This is a genomic window from Jejubacter calystegiae (assembly GCF_005671395.1).
Classification (GTDB): domain Bacteria; phylum Pseudomonadota; class Gammaproteobacteria; order Enterobacterales; family Enterobacteriaceae; genus Jejubacter; species Jejubacter calystegiae.
In genome coordinates, this window is sequence record NZ_CP040428.1 from 17,321 (window position 1) to 35,574 (window position 18,254).

The 18,254-nt window shown below is 58.7% G+C and carries 18 protein-coding genes and 1 CRISPR repeat array (1 of these 19 cut by a window edge); of the genes, 4 read left to right on the forward strand and 14 right to left on the reverse strand.

Translation table 11 applies throughout. The annotated features are described in order from the left end of the window. Positions 1 to 14: 14 nt before the first annotated feature. The gene (locus FEM41_RS00070) at positions 15 to 1,412 is read right to left on the reverse strand and encodes an FAD-binding oxidoreductase (protein WP_138093007.1); all 1,398 of its coding nucleotides are present in this window, start codon (positions 1,410 to 1,412) and stop codon (positions 15 to 17) included. A gap of 170 nt (positions 1,413 to 1,582) precedes the next feature. Between FEM41_RS00070 and FEM41_RS00075 the strand changes: the two genes are divergently transcribed. Together FEM41_RS00075 and FEM41_RS00080 are read left to right on the forward strand one after the other, a co-directional pair. Next, on the forward strand, positions 1,583 to 2,434 hold the full coding sequence (locus FEM41_RS00075; RefSeq protein WP_138093010.1) for a class I fructose-bisphosphate aldolase: 852 nt from the start codon (positions 1,583 to 1,585) through the stop codon (positions 2,432 to 2,434). Positions 2,435 to 2,449: 15 nt separating this feature from the next. Continuing rightward, positions 2,450 to 3,406, forward strand: a complete 957-nt coding sequence (locus tag FEM41_RS00080; RefSeq protein ID WP_138093013.1) for a YhfZ family protein — start codon at positions 2,450 to 2,452, stop codon at positions 3,404 to 3,406. A 10-nt stretch (positions 3,407 to 3,416) separates the two neighbouring features. Here FEM41_RS00080 and FEM41_RS00085 read toward each other — a convergent pair whose 3' ends face one another. Beyond that, on the reverse strand, positions 3,417 to 3,662 hold the full coding sequence (locus FEM41_RS00085) for a hypothetical protein (protein ID WP_138093016.1): 246 nt from the start codon (positions 3,660 to 3,662) through the stop codon (positions 3,417 to 3,419). A gap of 105 nt (positions 3,663 to 3,767) precedes the next feature. Beyond that, a complete protein-coding gene (locus FEM41_RS00090; RefSeq protein ID WP_138093019.1) occupies positions 3,768 to 3,977 on the reverse strand; it encodes a hypothetical protein in 210 nt (69 codons plus the stop codon). A 425-nt stretch (positions 3,978 to 4,402) separates the two neighbouring features. Between FEM41_RS00090 and mutS the strand changes: the two genes are divergently transcribed. Then, entirely contained in the window at positions 4,403 to 6,961 is a 2,559-nt protein-coding gene (gene mutS, locus FEM41_RS00095; RefSeq protein WP_138093021.1) for a DNA mismatch repair protein MutS, read from the forward strand. A gap of 40 nt (positions 6,962 to 7,001) precedes the next feature. On the opposite strand, the gene ygbI is transcribed toward mutS, so the two are convergent. The 11 genes from ygbI to cysD all read right to left on the reverse strand — a co-directional run bounded on the left by ygbI (position 7,002) and on the right by cysD (position 16,158). After that, positions 7,002 to 7,763, reverse strand: a complete 762-nt coding sequence (gene ygbI / locus FEM41_RS00100) for a DNA-binding transcriptional repressor YgbI (RefSeq protein ID WP_138099066.1) — start codon at positions 7,761 to 7,763, stop codon at positions 7,002 to 7,004. Positions 7,764 to 8,716: 953 nt separating this feature from the next. Next, positions 8,717 to 9,343, reverse strand: a complete 627-nt coding sequence (locus FEM41_RS00110; protein ID WP_138093024.1) for a protein-L-isoaspartate(D-aspartate) O-methyltransferase — start codon at positions 9,341 to 9,343, stop codon at positions 8,717 to 8,719. Continuing rightward, complete coding sequence (gene surE / locus FEM41_RS00115; protein ID WP_138093027.1) at positions 9,337 to 10,098, reverse strand: 5'/3'-nucleotidase SurE; 762 nt, start codon at positions 10,096 to 10,098, stop codon at positions 9,337 to 9,339. The genes FEM41_RS00110 and surE overlap by 7 nt, the downstream gene beginning before the upstream one ends. Further along, a complete protein-coding gene (truD, locus tag FEM41_RS00120) occupies positions 10,079 to 11,125 on the reverse strand; it encodes a tRNA pseudouridine(13) synthase TruD (RefSeq protein WP_138093030.1) in 1,047 nt (348 codons plus the stop codon). Before truD ends, surE begins: the two co-directional genes overlap by 20 nt. Beyond that, positions 11,122 to 11,601, reverse strand: a complete 480-nt coding sequence (ispF, locus tag FEM41_RS00125; protein ID WP_138093033.1) for a 2-C-methyl-D-erythritol 2,4-cyclodiphosphate synthase — start codon at positions 11,599 to 11,601, stop codon at positions 11,122 to 11,124. The genes truD and ispF overlap by 4 nt, the downstream gene beginning before the upstream one ends. Continuing rightward, positions 11,601 to 12,311 (reverse strand): 2-C-methyl-D-erythritol 4-phosphate cytidylyltransferase, encoded by a 711-nt coding sequence (ispD, locus tag FEM41_RS00130; RefSeq protein ID WP_138093036.1) that lies wholly within the window; start codon positions 12,309 to 12,311, stop codon positions 11,601 to 11,603. The genes ispF and ispD overlap by 1 nt, the downstream gene beginning before the upstream one ends. A gap of 33 nt (positions 12,312 to 12,344) precedes the next feature. After that, positions 12,345 to 12,662, reverse strand: a complete 318-nt coding sequence (gene ftsB / locus FEM41_RS00135) for a cell division protein FtsB (protein ID WP_138093040.1) — start codon at positions 12,660 to 12,662, stop codon at positions 12,345 to 12,347. A gap of 162 nt (positions 12,663 to 12,824) precedes the next feature. Next, a complete protein-coding gene (locus FEM41_RS00140) occupies positions 12,825 to 13,154 on the reverse strand; it encodes a DUF3561 family protein (RefSeq protein WP_138093042.1) in 330 nt (109 codons plus the stop codon). 51 nt (positions 13,155 to 13,205) lie between these two features. After that, entirely contained in the window at positions 13,206 to 13,811 is a 606-nt protein-coding gene (gene cysC, locus FEM41_RS00145) for an adenylyl-sulfate kinase (RefSeq protein ID WP_138093044.1), read from the reverse strand. Continuing rightward, positions 13,811 to 15,238, reverse strand: coding sequence for a sulfate adenylyltransferase subunit CysN (gene cysN, locus FEM41_RS00150; protein WP_138093047.1), 1,428 nt, complete (start codon positions 15,236 to 15,238; stop codon positions 13,811 to 13,813). Before cysN ends, cysC begins: the two co-directional genes overlap by 1 nt. 11 nt (positions 15,239 to 15,249) lie before the next feature. Continuing rightward, positions 15,250 to 16,158: a sulfate adenylyltransferase subunit CysD gene (cysD, locus tag FEM41_RS00155; protein ID WP_138093050.1), complete on the reverse strand. Its 909-nt coding sequence runs from the start codon at positions 16,156 to 16,158 to the stop codon at positions 15,250 to 15,252. Positions 16,159 to 16,435: 277 nt separating this feature from the next. On the opposite strand from cysD, the gene FEM41_RS00160 reads away from it, so the two are divergent. Then, positions 16,436 to 17,410, forward strand: coding sequence for an aminopeptidase (locus FEM41_RS00160; protein ID WP_138093053.1), 975 nt, complete (start codon positions 16,436 to 16,438; stop codon positions 17,408 to 17,410). A gap of 34 nt (positions 17,411 to 17,444) precedes the next feature. Continuing rightward, positions 17,445 to 18,254: a CRISPR direct-repeat array (repeat unit 29 nt; unit sequence CGGTTTATCCCCGCTGGCGCGGGGAACAT) (it continues 256 nt past the right edge of the window).

Genomic DNA, 18,254 nt, shown 5'->3' on the forward strand with positions numbered 1-18,254 from the left:
CCCCCTGTTATCCGCTACAGTCCCAGCTTGCCTGGGTTCAGGATGCCGTTGGGATCGAGCGCCTGCTTTACGCGGCGCAGCAGCATATGTGCCGATCCCAGAGACGCCCTGGCGTAAGGGGAACGCACCAGACCTCCGCCGTGGTGATGCGACAGCTCAGCCTTATGCTCAAGACAGACACGCATCGCCTCTTTCCAGATCATCCGCAGCTTCTCTATTGCTTCGCCGTCATTTTCTTCATTACCCAGCAGAATCATATACATGGAAGTACCCTGCGGATAAACGTGGGAAAAATGCGACAGCACTTCGCCCGCCAGCGGCGTCAGGGTTTTATTCAGACAGTGATAAAGGTCGGCAATACCATCCCAGGTATGCGCAATTTCAATGGTTTCCGCAAAGCCGCCGCGGGTATCAAGCAAGTTTTCTACCGTAGAAAAATCAAAGCGACGATCCATCCACTTCAACACCCCTTCACTCCCCAGCGATTCGCCGCCGTGGCGCCCGACAATCGCCATCAGGGCCGCCATCTCAGCGCGGGCGATGGCATCGACGCCCTGAGTACCCACGAACATTACCGGCTTATCCTGCGCCGGATCCTGCATCGCGTGGCGCGCTTCGGCGGTATCGTACAGACGTAACAGGAAGGGACGCAGCCCGGCCATCGCCTGTTCGCGCAGTATCTTTAGTCCTGCTTCTACAGAAGGCAGCGCCAGGGTATCGTACAGGCGAGTCTGGGGCAGCGGGAACATCTTAAGCTGTACCGACGTGACCACGCCCAGCGTGCCTTCCGCACCGATAAACAGCTGACGCAGATCCGGCCCCATCGCCGCACGCGGAGAAGCCTTCAGACGCACCCGTTCCCCCGTGGCCAGAATCACCGTATAGGCAGTAATCAGATCTTCAATACCGCCGTAATAAGAAGAGAACTGTCCGGTAGCTAGCGTAGATAGCCACCCCCCAACGCTGGACTGATACAGTGATTGTGGGGAATGACCCAGCGTCCACCCCTGCTGCTGGAGCTCATCCTCCAGTTTTCCGCCGTTATAGCCCGCCGAAACCTCCACCGTCATATTGGTGGTATTGATCTCCCGATTCAGCGTCATGTCGCTCAGATCGAGCACCACGCCACCACGCGTCGGAAGCGGCTGCCCGGTAACGGAAGAGCCCAACGCGCGCGGCGTAACCGGAACATCATTCGCCGTTGCCAGCGCCAGTACCTGTTGAATTTGTTGTTCATCGGTGACCTTTACCACAACATCCGCCTGGTAATCATGGCACCCTAAACGTCTGAGTTTGGTGGAAAGCGGCCAGGTATCGTGGCTCGATGCCTGAAGCGCTTCGCTATCCGTCAACACCTGCTCCCCGGGCATAACGCTTTTCAACGCGCGAATAAGATGGGAAATGTCAGACATACCTACTCCTGCACTTATAGATTTAACAGAACGTCCAGGGCCATTTTCTGATGCCGTTGCGCCCCAGGCATATTTCATTGACATCCGATTGGCAGCTAATATACGATCAATTTGCAGAAAGCTGCAAATTGCATAAATCGACTTTTGCCAACTTTGTGAAGGAGATCAATATGGATTCCCGAACCGGAAAAGCTGTTCGACTGGGTCGTATCCTGCGCCCGGAAACCGGGCGAGCAGTGGTGGTCGCCGCATCCCACGGTGTTATGGCTGGCCCGCCCTCAGGGCTAAAAACACGCGAAGAGATCGAGACAGTCTTCGGCCAGCTACGGGGAGCCGATGGCGTGATGGTCTCCCCCGGAATGATTCCGCTAGTCGAACACAGCTTTATCGGACGCGATCGCCCAGGTTTTGTTCTTCACCTCGACTGGAAAAACCATGCCCGGGCTATCTATACACCGGGAAAAGACGGGCGTAGCGAAGGGGTTCTGGCCCAGTTGGCCGATATCAGCGACGTCGCCGCCTGTGGCATTGATGCAGTCATGACCTATATGTATCTGGGGCAGAAAGATACCGCACTGGAACAGGCGGAAATTATCCGCAATACCCATATCGCCCGCGAATGCGAGCGTCACGGCATTGCGCTGATTATTGAACCACGCTCGGCGCTGGAAGGCGTCGATCCTGATGCCCTTAGCGCCAAAGTGATGAGCATGTACTGCCGTATCGCCGCCGATATTGGCGCAGACCTGGTTAAGGCGCTCTGGCCCGGTTCAGTGGAGGATTTTGCTGCTGTAACAAGCACCTGCTATACTCCGGTACTGCTTGCAGGTGGCGCTGGTGGCGAAGATCCACACGCCACGTTGCAACTGGCGGCCGACGCTATCGAGGCTGGCGCCAAAGGGGTGATGTTTGGACGGCGAATTTTCCGTGCGCAGCAGCCTGCTGGAGTGCTTCGCGCACTGAATGCAGTGGTGCATGAAAACCAGAGTGTTGAACAGGCATCACGGCTTCTGGAACAGTAAGAGTCGATGGAAACAATGACAGTTTTTTCCCAGGATGCGAAACAGCTTTCTCCGGTGGCATTTATCGCCCGTACCATCATCACTCTTGGGATCGCTGGCCGTCTGCCTACCACTTCCTGGTTCCAGGAGGCGCTGGAGATAGGCTCCGGCACGGTGCAAAAGGCACTACAGGAGCTTAAGAGTTCCGGCGCCGTCGCTCTTGTTTCCCGCGGTCATCAGGGGACCTTTGTGGTCTCCTGGGATTTCGCCTTGCTCTGGGATGCGGCACGACTTCCTCCTGTACATATGCTTCTTCCCCCCCGAGGCTCCCAGGAAGCGACCCAGGTCGCTGCAGCGCTGGTGCAACAGTGCAGTCAGTGGGATGTGGTCACGACCCTCGGCTACCTGCGCGGCGCGCGTTCGCGCCTTGCCGCGTTTGACGAAGGGGCGGCGGATATCGTGCTGCTCTCTTCTGGCTCGGCCCAAATGCTGCTCGGCGACGCTGCCACCCGGGGTTATGAAATGTTCGACGTTGGTGCTGGCAGCTACTATCGTCCGGGCAGTCTGGTGGTGGTGGAACAGCATGGGGAAAAGCCTGGCGACCGCCTGCGGGTGGGCATCGATTACCACTCGAGCGACCACCAGCGCCTGACCCGGGCGCAGTTTCCCGAACAGACTTGCGATTACATCGAAGTGGATTTTACCCTACTGCCGCGCGCGGTGTTCCTGGGGCAGATCGACACCGGCATCTGGCATCAGGAAGAGTCACTGATTCCACTCGATAAAGTGGGGCTGAATATCCACCCGCTGGATACCCCGGAAGCACTGCACATGGTGGAAAGCATCTCCAGCGCCGTACTGGTAGTGCGTTCATCCTCGCCGGTTGCCCGGTTACTACATCAGTTGGATATGGACACTCTGCGCCAGCAATCGGCGCTGACGCCCGATCCGAGCCATCTCTGTTTTAGCGATATTTCCGCGCGGCTGCCCTAAGCATAGCGGCTCACCGGGAACGGGAAGATTTCCGGCCCCAGGGTAAATGAGAAAAAGCGAACGACACCCCGATAAGGGTACAAATAACAAAAATGCCGTTAACCAGCGCCCAGAGGCCGGGAGATAAAAAAGGAGAGGTAGCAAGAGCGAACAACACGATCAACCCAATCGAAATCCAGGTTATCGCCCATGTAATCAGATCGTCGATAAACAAAGCGAATATCTTCGAACCAGCGCGTTTTAACCATTGAAGCATATTTACTCTTCCTGCATCAGAGGCATGATGCGATAGCATAAAGCGTACGATAAGAAGCCTCTTATCGCAAAGGATTACCGGCTGAGCGGATATTTTCGAAAGGCGCTATTTTTTCTGTTCCCTCTCCATCACCCGGTTAAATACCCGAATCCCCACGACGGTGACGACAACAAGCAGCAGCGCGCAAAAGGCAACCCAGTAGCCGTCCGGCAAAATCAGGCTGGCCACCCAGGCGAGTCCGACAAAGACGAACAGTTCCACCGCCCAGAAGATCCAGATAATGACGTTCATCTTAATGATTTCGGGAAAGGTCATTTTAACCCTGTTAATATATAAACAATAATATCATGCACTTACTCTTCAGAAGAATAAGGTTTAACCCAATAAGACCCGGGCATTTTCACAACAAAATCCCCGTCTGTCTCTGGCCTTTCAGAGTACAGCCTGTATTAGGATCCCCCTATAAATCACCATAAATCCCCCTTAAAGAATTCCCGTAAAATTCCTGTTTATCGGCACATCTCGCAACTCCTTCTCCTCTGCGGTTTTCCTGTATAGCAGACTTCGATATCATAGGCCGTAGTGCCCGGTACCGCTCCGTGCCCCTGCACGCATCGCTGCGCCACCCATACCCCGAGCATGCCCGAAGGAATGCGGCATCTTTGATGACAGGGAGTCCTGTGATGCCAACAAGAACGACAAAAATCACGCAGTTCTGAATCTATAAAACGGAAAACGCCATGAGCACGACCGACAATTTCGACGCCCACACTCCCATGATGCAGCAGTACCTGCGCCTGAAGGCGGAGCATCGCGATATCCTGCTGTTCTACCGGATGGGAGACTTCTATGAACTGTTCTACGACGATGCGAAGCGCGCCTCTCAGCTGCTCGATATCTCCCTGACCAAACGCGGTGCCTCGGCCGGTGAGCCGATTCCGATGGCGGGCGTTCCCCACCACGCGGTGGAAAATTACCTGGCGAAGCTGGTGAATCTGGGTGAATCAGTGGCGATTTGTGAGCAGATCGGCGATCCGGCGACCACCAAAGGCCCCGTGGAGCGTAAGGTCGTGCGTATCGTCACCCCGGGCACCATCAGCGACGAAGCGCTGCTGCAGGAACGTCAGGATAACCTGCTGGCGGCCATCTGGCAGGATGATAAAGGCTTTGGCTATGCCACGCTGGATATCAGCTCCGGCCGCTTCCGACTTATTGAACCCGAAGATCGCGAAGCGATGGCCGCAGAGCTGCAGCGTACCAACCCCGCCGAGCTGCTCTACGCCGAAGACTTTTGTGAAACCAGCCTGATTGAAGGCCGCCGCGGCCTGCGCCGCCGCCCGCTGTGGGAGTTCGAGATAGCCACTGCCCGTCAGCAGTTGAACTTACAGTTCGGCACCCGGGATCTGACCGGTTTTGGCGTGGAAAACGCCGCTCGCGGGCTGTGCGCCGCTGGCTGTCTGCTGCAGTACGTGAAGGATACCCAGCGCACCAGCCTGCCCCATATCCGCTCCATCACCATGGAACGCCAGCAGGACGGTATCGTGATGGACGCCGCCACCCGCCGCAACCTGGAAATCACCCAGAACCTGGCGGGCGGAACGGAAAATACCCTGGCGTCGGTGCTGGATCTCACAGTCACCCCCATGGGCAGCCGTATGCTGAAGCGCTGGCTGCATATGCCGATACGCGATACCGCAAAGCTTAAACGCCGCCAGCAGGCTATCGCCGCACTCCAGGATCGCGGTAGCGAGCTACAGCCGGTCCTGCGCCAGGTGGGCGATCTGGAACGTATTCTGGCGCGTCTGGCGCTGCGTACCGCCCGCCCCCGCGATCTGGCGCGTATGCGTCACGCCTTCCAGCAGCTTCCCGAATTGCGCGAGCTGCTGGCAGATGTAGCGGTGGATTCGGTACAGACCCTGCGCGAGCAGATGGGAGAGTTTAACGAGCTGTGCGAACTGCTGGAGCGCGCCATTATTGAAACGCCACCGGTGCTGGTACGCGACGGCGGCGTGATCGCCCCCGGTTATAACGCGGAACTTGATGAGTGGCGCGCCCTGGCCGACGGCGCTACCGACTACCTTGAAAAGCTGGAGATTCGCGAACGCGAGCGGCTGGGCATCGACACCCTGAAAGTGGGCTTTAACGCCGTACACGGCTATTACATCCAGGTCTCCCGCGGCCAGAGCCATATGGTGCCCATGAACTACGTGCGCCGTCAGACCCTGAAAAACGCCGAGCGCTATATCATTCCTGAGCTGAAAGAGTACGAAGACAAGGTACTGACCTCGAAAGGCAAAGCCCTGTCGCTGGAAAAGCAGCTTTACGACGAACTGTTCGATCTGCTGTTGCCGCATCTGGGAGAACTTCAGCAGAGCGCCGCTGCGCTGGCAGAGCTCGATGTGCTGGTCAACCTGGCCGAACGCGCCGTAACCCTGAATTACACCTGCCCCACCTTTAGCGATAAACCGGGGATTCGCCTGGTGGACGGTCGCCATCCGGTGGTTGAGCAGGTGCTGAAAGAGCCCTTTATCGCCAACCCGCTCGCGCTTTCAGCCCAGCGGCGCATGCTGATTATCACCGGCCCGAACATGGGCGGTAAGAGTACCTATATGCGCCAGACCGCGCTGATTGTGCTACTGGCCTGGATAGGCAGCTTCGTGCCTGCGGCCGAAGCCGAAATTGGCCCTGTGGATCGCATCTTTACCCGGGTCGGCGCCGCCGATGACCTGGCCTCTGGCCGCTCCACCTTTATGGTGGAGATGACCGAGACCGCCAATATTCTGCATAACGCCACCGCGGAAAGTCTGGTGTTGATGGATGAAATTGGCCGCGGCACCTCGACCTACGACGGCCTGTCGCTGGCCTGGGCCTGCGCTGAAAGCCTGGCGAATCGCATTAAAGCGATGACGCTGTTCGCCACCCACTACTTTGAACTGACCCAGCTTCCGGAAAAGATGGAAGGCGTTGCCAACGTCCATCTCGATGCCGTTGAGCATGGCGACACCATCGCCTTTATGCACAGCGTTCAGGAAGGAGCAGCCAGTAAGAGCTACGGTCTGGCGGTCGCGGCGCTGGCCGGGGTGCCTAAAGAGGTGGTCAAACGGGCGCGCCAGAAACTGCGCGAACTGGAACAGATTTCCGGCAACGCGGCAGCAAGCCAGGTAGACGGCAGCCAGATGTCGCTGCTGGCGGTGGAAGAGACCTCCCCCGCCGTGGAAGCGCTGGAGTCGCTGGATCCCGATACCCTTTCACCACGCCAGGCGCTGGACTGGATCTATCGCCTGAAAAGTCTGGTGTAAGACAACGCCTCCGCCCCCTCTCCGGGGGCGGAGGGACGCGCTACTTTGCCAACAGCACCGAAACCCCCGCTTCGTTTAACGCCCGCTCTACCCCTTCCGGCAGTCTGTCATCGGTAATCAGCAGTTCAAAGTCGTTCATTGTAAGAGCAAGCCAGGTCGCCACCCGCCCATATTTAGTGGAGTCGCATACCAGCACCCGCTGACGGCTGGCGGCAGCAACGGCCCGCTTTACCGTCACTTTGTCTTCCGCTGGCGTGGTGATGCCCCGCAGGCTCCATGAAGAGGCCGAAATAAAAGCCTGATCGATAGTCAGATGGCGCAACATCGTCGCCGCAGCCTCCCCCACGCAGGAACGGTTTTCACGGCATACGGCGCCACCGGTGTGAATAATTGTGCAATCGCTGTTATCCAGCAGATAGTCGGCAATCACGAAGTCATTGGTGACCACCGTCAGATCCTGATGATGGTGTAACTGCCGGGCTATCGCCAGGGTAGTGGTTCCCGCATCCAGATAGATGCAGCTTCCCGGCTTAATCCGCTGGGCGGCCAACTGACCGATGGCCGCTTTCTGCGCTTCGGCCAGCAGGGTTTTAGAGTGATGGGACGGCTCCTGGGCCAGACGCATCGGGGACTCAACCCCGCCGGAGACCAGCACAACGCTGCCCTGCTGTTCCAGCTTTTGCAGATCCCGGCGGATGGTCATATGAGACACCTTTATCCGCCCGGTCAGCTCAGCAATACTTACGATGCCCTTTTCAGACACCATATCCAGAATAATTTGTCGGCGCTCTGCGGGTATCACCGTTCTGCTGGCAGTCGGTTCGGCCGTGCTGTTCGTTGGTGCCGTAACTGGCGCCGCTACAGAACCTGTCGCGGGCGCGTTATTCGGCAACATTTTGTTAGCACTCTGTTCACCTGAATCTTCAGAATACGTAATTGTCGGTTTCGACGCAACTGCCGCGTTTGAATTTTGTGCAGATGCGGTTGCCACCCCCTGAGCCTTAGCATCGGCCTCGGTCACCGCGTTACCGCCGGTAATCGAGGCGCCGGAGGCGTTGCCCACCTGCAGGGTCTGACCCACGTTCAGGGCATAAGGCGCCTGAATATTGTTGCGCTGGGCCAGATCGCGGAAGTCATTCCCGGTCACCCAGGCGATATAAAACAGGGTGTCGCCATGTTTTACGGTGTAGGTGCTGCCGGAATAGCTACCTTTAGGGATATCCCCATAGCTACGGTTATAGACGATGCGGCCATTTTCCATCTGCACCGGCTGGGACTGCGGCTGGGCCTGCTGCTGTACCGGCTGAGCCTGCTGCTGTACCGGCTGAGCCTGCTGCTGCACTGGCTGGGCCTGCTGCTGCACCGGCTGGGCCTGCTGCTGCACCGGCTGAGTCTGCTGCTGTACCGGCTGAGTCTGCTGCTGTACCGGCTGGGCCTGCTGAGGCTGGCTCTGGATCGGCGGCGGCTGAGAAATCACCATACTGCCGCTGGAGCTTGCGTCGTTGCCCCCTACCGAACTGATCGGCGCCTGGGTTGAGTTATTGGAACAGCCTGCCAGCCACAGGCTGACCAGCGATAATGTCGCAATCCGACGTAATTTGAAGTTAGGGCTTCCCGCGCTCATAGCTCCCCCAGGAGTGAATTCTGATTAATGCCAGCCAGACACTGCGACTTATCTATCGGCGTCGGCGATATGGTACGCATTGCACCACCATACCCCGACCACGACAGAGTTAAACCGGAAATTTCCGGGACTTAAGCCAGCTCCCCCCGCACAAGGGGAACAAAGCGCACGGCTTCAACAGTGTCGATGATATATTCGCCTGCCCGGCAACGAACCCGCTTCAGATACTGCTGCTCGTCGCCTACCGGCAGGACCAGAATGCCGCCCTCATCGAGCTGCGCCATCAGCGCAGTCGGTATTTCAGGCGGCGCCGCCGTCACGATGATGGCGTCAAACGGGGCGCGTGCCTTCCACCCCTGCCAGCCGTCGCCGTGACGGGTCGAAACATTGTGTAAATCCAGCTGCTTAAGGCGGCGACGTGCCTGCCACTGCAGCCCTTTAATCCGCTCCACCGAGCAGACGTGATGCACCAGATGCGCCAGAATAGCGGTCTGGTAGCCAGAGCCGGTGCCGATCTCCAGCACCCGCGAGTTCGGCGTCAGCTCCAGCAGTTCGGTCATACGCGCCACCATATAAGGTTGCGAAATCGTCTGCCCGGAACCGATGGGCAGCGCCACATTGTCCCAGGCCTTGTGCTCAAAGGCCTCGTCGACGAATTTTTCGCGCGGCACCAGGGCAATGGCGTCCAGTACCTTTTCGTCCCTGATGCCCTGTGTTCTCAGTTGTTCAACCAGCGTCTGAACGCGTCCAGTTACCATTGCGTCTCAACCCCTGCCCGGGAAACCCAGGCGCTGACCACCTCCTGCGCGCTATAGGCGGTAAGATCCACCTGCAGCGGCGTAATGGCGACGTACCCCTGCTTCACTGCGGCAAAGTCGGTATCGGGGCCGATATCGCAAGCCTCGCCGGGGGGACCAATCCAGTACAGGGTATTGCCGCGGGGATCCTGTTGAGGGATCACCGAATTTGCCGGATGGCGGCTACCGCAACGGGTGACGCGCACGCCACGAATCTCGCTTAGCGGCAGATCGGGGACGTTGATATTGAGAACCCGGCCGGTGCGCAGCGGTTCGCGGGTCAGCCCACGTAGAATCGCGCAGGTTACCGCCGCCGCCGTTTCATAGTGCTGGTGGCCGTCCAGCGAGACCGCCAGGGCGGGGAAACCGAGGTGACGCCCCTCTGTCGCGGCCGCGACTGTACCGGAATAGATAACGTCATCCCCCAGATTCGGACCGGCGTTAATGCCGGAAACCACGACGTCCGGTGCGGGACGCATCAGCGCATTCACGCCCAGGAAAACGCAGTCTGCAGGGGTGCCCGTCTGTACTGAGATATCGCCATTGGGATGAGTAAAGGTGCGTAGCGGCGATTCCAGCGTCAGCGAATTGGAAGCGCCGCTGCGATTTCTGTCAGGAGCAACAACCTGGATCTCCGCGAATTCACGCAGCGCCTTAGCCAGCACCTGAATACCCGGCGCATGGATCCCGTCATCGTTACTCAGCAATATTCGCATAGTCACCCGTGTTGATTAGTTCCCTGACCACGCTGGTTGCAAAGCTGCCCGCCGGCAGCCAGAAGTTCAGTTCCAGCGTGACATCATCCCACCAGTTCCACGACAGATCCCGGGGGTACAGCAGCATGGCCCTGCGCGCCGCATCCACTTTTTCGCGCACCATAAGCCCCTGTAAATCCATTTCATCCGCCAGAACCTGCTGTTCGAAGGCCAGCGCGGCATTGCGGCTGCCCCACTCGCCGCGCCCCGGCAGCGCGGCGGTAATCATCAATTCGCCGTCATCCACCCGCCGTTGCAGCTCAGGACGCTCTTCTTCGGTCGCCACAAACCAGCTGCCGCGACCGGCCAATTGTAACGCATCGCCATCAATGACTTGATTAAATTCTGGTTTTTTCAGGCGCTCGCTGACAATCTGATTAAACATCGCACTGCGCGCCGCGGAAAGCCAGAAGCTACGCTTATTGCGATCGCGCACCGGCGCATTACTCTGGGCCCAGCGTCTGGCCTGGTGCAGATTATTGCCGCTGTGGCCAAAGCGCTGAGCGCCGAAATAGTTTGGCACCCCCTGGCGCAGAACGGCATTCAGGCGCTGTTCAACTTCAGCGCGCCCGGTCACTTCCCGCAATACCAGAGTAAAAGCGTTGCCTTTCAGGGCGCCGGTACGCAGTTTGCGGCGATGGCGCGCATATTCCAGTACCTGGCAGCCTTCTGGCTGAAAGCCGCTGAGATCGGGCATCAATGTACCCGGCAGACGCACGCAGAACCACTGTTCCGCCACCGCGTGCCGGTCCTTCTGCCCGGCAAAGCTCACCTCGCGGGCCGGTACTTTCAAAAACTTCGCCAGCATATCGGCAACAAAGCGAGTATTGCACTCTTTTTTCAGAATGCGCACCAGCAGGTGTTCTCCATCGCCGTCTGGCGCGAATCCCAGATCTTCCGTCACCACAAAGTCTTCCGGGCTGGCCTTTAGCTGCCCGGTCGCCTGCGGCTGTCCGTGCAGCCAGGTGAGATTATTCCAGTCCATCATGCCTCTGACTTAATCAGTAACGCCACCGCCTCGGCGGCAATCCCCTCTCCGCGGCCGGTAAAGCCCAGCTTTTCGGTGGTGGTGGCCTTCACGTTAACGTCATCCATATGGCAGCCCAGATCTTCAGCAATGAATACGCGCATCTGCGGAATATGCGGCGCCATTTTTGGGGCCTGAGCAATAATAGTAACGTCAACGTTGGCGAGCCGGTAGCCTTTCGCCTGGATCCTCTGCCAGGCCTCGCGCAGCAGGGCGCGGCTGTCGGCCCCCTTGAAGGCCGGGTCGGTATCCGGAAACAGTTTACCGATATCACCCAGCGCCGCGGCGCCCAGTAGCGCATCGGTCAGCGCATGCAGCGCCACATCGCCATCGGAGTGCGCCAGCAGCCCTTTTTCCCAGGGAATGCGTACGCCGCCGATAACGATCGGCCCTTCGCCGCCAAACGCGTGAACGTCAAAACCGTGTCCGATACGCATCAGTGATTCTCCGTTGTCTGTAACAGGGTAAGATAAAATGCCGCCAGCGCCAGGTCTTCCGGGCGCGTCACCTTAATATTATCGGCACGGGCGCTGACCAGTTCGGGGTGAAAGCCGCAGTATTCCAGCGCGGAAGCTTCATCGGTTATGGTCGCCCCTTCGTCCAGCGCCCGCTCCAGGCACTGTTTCAGGAGCGCTAACGGAAAGAGTTGCGGCGTTAATGCGTGCCAGAGATCGTCGCGCTCGACGGTATGGGCGATGGCCTGTTTTCCCGGCTCGCCGCGCTTCATGGTATCGCGCACTGGCGCCGCCAGAATGCCGCCCACCCGGCTCTGTTCGGTCAGCGCCAGAAGGCGTGCTAAATCGTCGGGATGAAGACAGGGGCGCGCCGCATCATGCACCAGCGCCCATTCGGCGCCGGAGGCGGCTTTGAGTCCGGCCAGCACCGAGTCGGCGCGCTGGGCGCCGCCCTCAACCTGCCTGACCTGCGGATGCGTTGCCAGCGGTAACCCGGCAAACCAGCGATCCTCAGGACTGACGACGATAATCACCTCGCGAACCCTGGGATGTGCCAGCAGCGCGGCAACCGCGTGCTCAAGAATTGTTTTGTCACCAATGGTGAGATACTGCTTAGGGCATGTCGACTGCATACGACTGCCGATGCCGGCGGCCGGCACCACGCCGATAATATCCCCGGAGGAACCTGCCATCTGTGCGAAACCCAAATCCAGTGATTTAATTATTTATTGATTATTTTGTTGCTGTCCCGCTTTCCAGTTACGCTTCGACGAGTCAGGCACCAGGCGGTAGAAGGTTTCGCCCGGACGGGTCATGCTCAGTTCGTTACGCGCGCGCTCTTCAATGGCTTCAAGGCCGCCGTTCAGATCGTCGATTTCAGCAAACAGCTGATCGTTACGCGCCTTTAGCTTCGCATTGGTTCCCTGCTGCACGGCAACATCGTCTTTTACTCGCGTATAGTCGTGGACGCCGTTTTTGCCAAACCATAGTGAATACTGTAACCAGGCCAGCAAAACCAGCAATAGCAGCGTTAGTTTTCCCATTCCGCCCCCAGATAAAACGGCTTCATCATCCCACAACTTACCTTTGGGCGAAAGCGCGCCCGTATGACGTTAGACTTACGTGCGCAAGAATGTACCACAGAACGCGCCATGATGCGCCCCCGGGGGGCTGCGGCAACGATCTGTTACGCTTTGATGCCACCCTTAATGGGTCAGCCACAGGAACAGCGCGCCGAACATCATCGCCACCACGAGCAGGGTTGCGATAATACTCACCAGCAGGCGTCTGCCCACCAGCGAATGAAGGGCGATTCCCACCACCACAGCCACTGGCATCAGCGCCAGGAAAAAAGGCCAGGTATAGAGAAAAAAGAAAGGGGTATTGGAGCCGAACAGCAGGAACGGCAGCCCCAGCGCCAGCAGCCATGAACAGAAGCCAATAATCCCCCCTGGCAGTGACCAGGCGGTCTGTTGCTCTTCCATTTCCGGTAATCCGGATTCCCGGGAAATGATGTAAGGGGGGGTATCACGCATAGAGGATCCTGTCGGCTGGCGACCGGGCAAAACGCTTGCCCGGCGCTGTCTTCAGGATCTGATGATATCCTGCCGACGCAGCAGATCTAACATCTGATCGGTCAAATTTGTTACCAATTGTTGACCATCGAGGTGCAGTTCCGGCGCTTGCGGGGCCTCGTAGGCCGAGTCGATACCGGTAAAGTTACGCAACTCGCCTGCCCGCGCCTTGCGGTATAGCCCTTTGGGATCCCGCGCTTCGCACACCGCCAGCGGGGTATCGACGAAGATCTCCAGAAAGCGCCCTTCTCCTGCCAGTTCACGCACCATCTGACGCTCTGCGCGATGGGGAGAGATAAAGGCGCTGAGCACCACCAGCCCGGCATCCACCATCAGTCGGGCCACCTCGCCCACCCGCCGGATATTCTCCCGGCGGTCGTCATCGCTGAAACCGAGATCGCGGCACAGGCCATGGCGCACATTGTCGCCATCGAGCAGGTAAGTGGCCACGCCCTGAGCGTGGAGCGCCTGCTCCAGCGCCCCGGCAACGGTGGACTTACCGGAGCCGGAAAGCCCGGTAAACCACAGCACCGCACCGCGATGGCCTCGCAGCTGCTCGCGCTGCTCGCGGGTCACCGGGTGCGTATGCCAGACCACGTTCTCATCATGCTGCGCCATTAGCCCTCTCCCAGCAGATCCCGTGCATTCCAGTGCGGGAAATGGCGGCGCACCAGCGCATTCAGTTCCAGCTCAAACTCGCTGTAGCGGGAAGGCGCCCGGCTTTCCTGGGCCAGCGGCGTATCCACCAGCCCGGCGCCCACGGTCACGTTGCTCAGTCGGTCGACAAGGATCATGCCGCCCGTAACCGGGTTGTCCTGGTAGGCGTCCAGCACCAGCGGTTCGTCGAAGGTCAGGGTCACCTGGCCGATACCATTCAATGGCAGGCTGTCGACGCTGTAAGTATCGAGGGTATGGATATCCACCTGATGGTTGATGGCATCCACCCGGGCGCGGCTCTTCTTGCCAGCCACTTTCACGTCATAACTCTGACCCAGCGCCAGCGGTTCGCCAGTCATCCAGACCACATTAACCTTCGCGCTCTGCACTGCCGGAAGTTCGGCCTCCGCCGCTACCAGCAGATCGCCGCGGCTGATATCGATCTCATCCGCCAGCACCAGGGTAATCGCTTCGCCAGCGACCGCGTCATCCAGATCGCCATCGAAGGTTACGATGCGCGCCACGCTGGACTCCACGCCGGAGGGCAATACTTTAACCCGATCGCCTACTTTCACCCGACCAGAGGCCAGGGTACCGGCATAGCCGCGGAAGTCCAGATTCGGGCGGTTCACGTACTGCACCGGGAAACGCAGCGGCTGATGGTCCACCACCCGCTGGATCTCCACGGTTTCCAGCATCTCCAGCAGCGTCGGGCCGCTGTACCAGGGCATATGAGTACTCTGGCTGGCGACGTTATCCCCTTCCAGCGCCGAAAGCGGCACAAAGCGGATATCCAGCTCGCCGGGGAGCTGTTCGGCAAAGGTCAGGTAGTCCTGCTTAATTTGCTCGAAGCGCTCCTGGCTGTACTCCACCAGATCCATTTTGTTGACCGCCACCACCAGGTGACGAATCCCCAGCAGGGTCGAGATAAAGCTGTGGCGACGGGTCTGGTCCAGAACCCCTTTACGGCCGTCGATCAGCAGAATCGCCAGATCGCAGGTCGAAGCGCCGGTGGCCATATTGCGGGTGTACTGCTCATGGCCCGGCGTGTCGGCGATAATAAACTTGCGCTTTTCGGTAGAGAAATAGCGGTAGGCGACATCGATGGTGATCCCCTGCTCGCGCTCGGCCTGCAGGCCATCCACCAGAAGCGCCAGATCCAGTTTTTCGCCCTGGGTACCGTGACGCTTGCTGTCGTTATGCAGCGTAGAGAGCTGATCTTCGTAAATCTGGCGGGTATCGTGCAGCAGACGGCCGATCAGGGTACTTTTCCCGTCGTCCACGCTGCCGCAGGTCAGAAAGCGCAGCAGACTTTTATGCTGCTGCGCCTGTAAATAAGCTTCCACGCCGCCCTGATCGGCGATCTGTTGTGCAATTGCGGTGTTCATCCGGCGGCTCCTCAGAAATAACCCTGGCGTTTCTTCAGCTCCATCGAGCCCGCCTGGTCGCGATCTATCACGCGCCCCTGTCGTTCGCTGGTGGTCGACACCAGCATCTCTTCGATGATTTCCGGCAGCGTCCGGGCTTCGGATTCGACGGCGCCGGTCAGCGGCCAGCAGCCCAGGGTACGAAAGCGCACCATACGCTGTTTAATCATCTCGCCCGGCTGCAGGTCGATACGATCGTCGTCGATCATCATCAGCATCCCATCGCGCTCCAGCACCGGACGCTCGGCGGCCAGATACAGCGGAACAATCTCGATGTTTTCCAGATAGATGTACTGCCAGATATCCAGTTCGGTCCAGTTGCTGAGCGGGAATACGCGAATGCTTTCGCCCTTGTTCACCTGGCCGTTGTAGTTGTGCCACAGCTCCGGGCGCTGGTTCTTGGGATCCCAGCGGTGAAAGCGGTCGCGAAACGAGTAGATGCGCTCTTTGGCGCGGGATTTTTCTTCATCGCGACGCGCGCCGCCGAACGCGGCATCGAAGCCGTATTTGTTCAGCGCCTGCTTCAACCCTTCGGTCTTCATAATATCGGTATGCTTAGCGCTGCCGTGCACGAAGGGGTTGATCCCCATCGCCACCCCTTCCGGGTTTTTATGCACCAGCAGTTCGCAGCCGTACTCTTTGGCGGTGCGATCGCGGAATGCGTACATTTCGCGAAACTTCCAGCCGGTATCGACGTGCAGTAGCGGAAAGGGCAGCGTGCCGGGGGAAAATGCCTTACGGGCCAGATGCAGCATCACGGAGGAGTCTTTACCGATAGAGTAAAGCATGACCGGGTTAGAGAACTCCGCGGCCACCTCGCGAATGATGTGGATGCTTTCCGCCTCCAGCTGTCGCAGATGAGTGAGTCGTGTATTGTCCATAGCCTTCCCTTAAACCGGATACGCGGCACTGCCGCCGTTATTCCGGCAAATTGTTAAAGCGAATGAACGGACTATACGACCCGTGATGATTTGTTATGAAATTCCCAATTGGAATGAGGTGTTCCGTAAAAGAATAACGCGCTGGCAAAGCTTAGCCACAAAATGAATTAACCCACCGTTTTTCCACTATTTAAGAGCAATAGAAATTGCAGTACAAAACGCAGGGTTTCATACTGTGCTGGCATAATTTTTTGCTGTAAAGGATTAAGGAACTCTCATGCTTTCCGCACTGCGTCGCTCAGTTCTCTGCCTGATGCTGAGCGTCGGTTGCGCCCTTCCCGCTGCGGCCACCCCGGCCCCATACGGCGAAACCGCCAATATTCAGGCCCGCCAGATAGCCACTCATTTTCCCGGCCGGATGATCGGCACCCCGGCAGAGATGCTGTCGGCAGACTTTCTGCGCCAGCAGTTTAGTCGCTGGGGCTACCACAGCGATATTCGCCAGTTCCACAGCCGCTACATCTACACCAGCGCCGCCGGTCAGAAGAGCTGGCAGAACGTGACCGGCAGCACCGTTATCGCCGCGCATCAGGGAAAGGCGCCCCAGCAGATTATTATCATGGCGCACCTGGATACCTATACGCCGAAAAACGACAGCGAGCGCGACGGTAATCTGGGGGGGCTGACCCTTCAGGGCATGGACGATAATGCCCTTGGGCTGGGCGTGATGCTGGAGCTGGCCGAACGCCTGCAAAACCTTCCCACCCGCTACGGCATCCGCTTTATCGCCACCAGCGGCCGTGATGAAGAGCAGCCGGGCATCAGGGATGTGTTAAAGCGCATGAGCCCGGACCAGCAGCAAAATATCCTGTTGGTCATTAACCTGGATAATCTGGTGGCAGGCGACCGACTGTGGTTTAACAGCGGCCAAAACACCCCCGGCAGCGTACGCAAGCTGACCCGCGATCGCGCCCTGACCCTGGCCCACCGCAGGGGAATTCCCGCCAGCGCCGGACTCCAGAGCAGCGATACGCCGAACGACGTCACGCCTTTCGATCAGGCCGGTATCCCGGTACTGAATATCAGCGCCCGCCATACCGCCACCGCCGACGCCCTGAAATGGCACAGCGTTAAGCGCGACAATCCGCAATACCTGGACAAGCACCTGCCCGGCCGCATCGAAAAACGCGGCCGCCAGGTGGTCAGCGTGCTTTACCCGCTGGTGAAGGAGCTGGCGAAGGGGAAGGCTTAGAGGCTGGCTACGTAACCTGCCTTCAGGGACTCCACGGTTTATCCCCGCTGGCGCGGGGAACATGGAGGTGACTCTATGAACCACGACCACGGAATCGGTTTATCCCCGCTGGCGCGGGGAACATCTGCTCGATAATCATCGAGAGACCGTCCATCGCGGTTTATCCCCGCTGGCGCGGGGAACATTTACCCTGCTGCTGGCCGTGCGCACTGAACTGCGGTTTATCCCCGCTGGCGCGGGGAACATCCATGGGAAATCTTCTGCACTGGGATATCCGTCGGTTTATCCCCGCTGGCGCGGGGAACATTCCCGCAAATTTCAGGTCAGTGAACTGGCGCGCGGTTTATCCCCGCTGGCGCGGGGAACATCAGCACATACCCGATCAGCTCCGCGCTTAATCCGGTTTATCCCCGCTGGCGCGGGGAACATGAAGGTAACCGTAAAAGTGCTGGGCCTTGCGGCGGTTTATCCCCGCTGGCGCGGGGAACATAACAAGGTAAAACTTTCTGCCTCCCTGCTTTCCGGTTTATCCCCGCTGGCGCGGGGAACATGGCCGCTTACCATTCACGATGTCACACAGTGCCGGTTTATCCCCGCTGGCGCGGGGAACATATCTGCGCAGTGGTTCCCTGACTGAGCGCCATCGGTTTATCCCCGCTGGCGCGGGGAACATCTTCGCCGGGGGCTGATAACACCACAGTCCTCCGGTTTATCCCCGCTGGCGCGGGGAACATTGACCTTAAGTTGGTTAGCGAATCATCCCGGCCGGTTTATCCCCGCTGGCGCGGGGAACATATGCGCCCGGATCCTGAACGTTCTGGCGAAACCGGTTTATCCCCGCTGG

Bases quoted from the DNA above. Each gene is read 5' to 3' on its own strand.
- FEM41_RS00140 (WP_138093042.1), bottom strand. From the start codon at position 13,154: ATGCGTGATACCCCCCCTTACATCATTTCCCGGGAATCCGGATTACCG.
- surE (WP_138093027.1), bottom strand. From the start codon at position 10,098: ATGCGAATATTGCTGAGTAACGATGACGGGATCCATGCGCCGGGTATT.
- FEM41_RS00075 (WP_138093010.1), top strand. From the start codon at position 1,583: ATGGATTCCCGAACCGGAAAAGCTGTTCGACTGGGTCGTATCCTGCGC.
- FEM41_RS00080 (WP_138093013.1), top strand. From the start codon at position 2,450: ATGACAGTTTTTTCCCAGGATGCGAAACAGCTTTCTCCGGTGGCATTT.
- FEM41_RS00085 (WP_138093016.1), bottom strand. From the start codon at position 3,662: ATGCTTCAATGGTTAAAACGCGCTGGTTCGAAGATATTCGCTTTGTTT.
- ispF (WP_138093033.1), bottom strand. From the start codon at position 11,601: ATGCGTATCGGACACGGTTTTGACGTTCACGCGTTTGGCGGCGAAGGG.
- FEM41_RS00090 (WP_138093019.1), bottom strand. From the start codon at position 3,977: ATGACCTTTCCCGAAATCATTAAGATGAACGTCATTATCTGGATCTTC.
- ispD (WP_138093036.1), bottom strand. From the start codon at position 12,311: ATGGCAGGTTCCTCCGGGGATATTATCGGCGTGGTGCCGGCCGCCGGC.
- cysC (WP_138093044.1), bottom strand. From the start codon at position 13,811: ATGGCGCAGCATGATGAGAACGTGGTCTGGCATACGCACCCGGTGACC.
- mutS (WP_138093021.1), top strand. From the start codon at position 4,403: ATGAGCACGACCGACAATTTCGACGCCCACACTCCCATGATGCAGCAG.
- FEM41_RS00110 (WP_138093024.1), bottom strand. From the start codon at position 9,343: ATGGTAACTGGACGCGTTCAGACGCTGGTTGAACAACTGAGAACACAG.
- truD (WP_138093030.1), bottom strand. From the start codon at position 11,125: ATGATGGACTGGAATAATCTCACCTGGCTGCACGGACAGCCGCAGGCG.
- FEM41_RS00070 (WP_138093007.1), bottom strand. From the start codon at position 1,412: ATGTCTGACATTTCCCATCTTATTCGCGCGTTGAAAAGCGTTATGCCC.
- cysN (WP_138093047.1), bottom strand. From the start codon at position 15,238: ATGAACACCGCAATTGCACAACAGATCGCCGATCAGGGCGGCGTGGAA.
- ftsB (WP_138093040.1), bottom strand. From the start codon at position 12,662: ATGGGAAAACTAACGCTGCTATTGCTGGTTTTGCTGGCCTGGTTACAG.
- FEM41_RS00160 (WP_138093053.1), top strand. From the start codon at position 16,436: ATGCTTTCCGCACTGCGTCGCTCAGTTCTCTGCCTGATGCTGAGCGTC.
- cysD (WP_138093050.1), bottom strand. From the start codon at position 16,158: ATGGACAATACACGACTCACTCATCTGCGACAGCTGGAGGCGGAAAGC.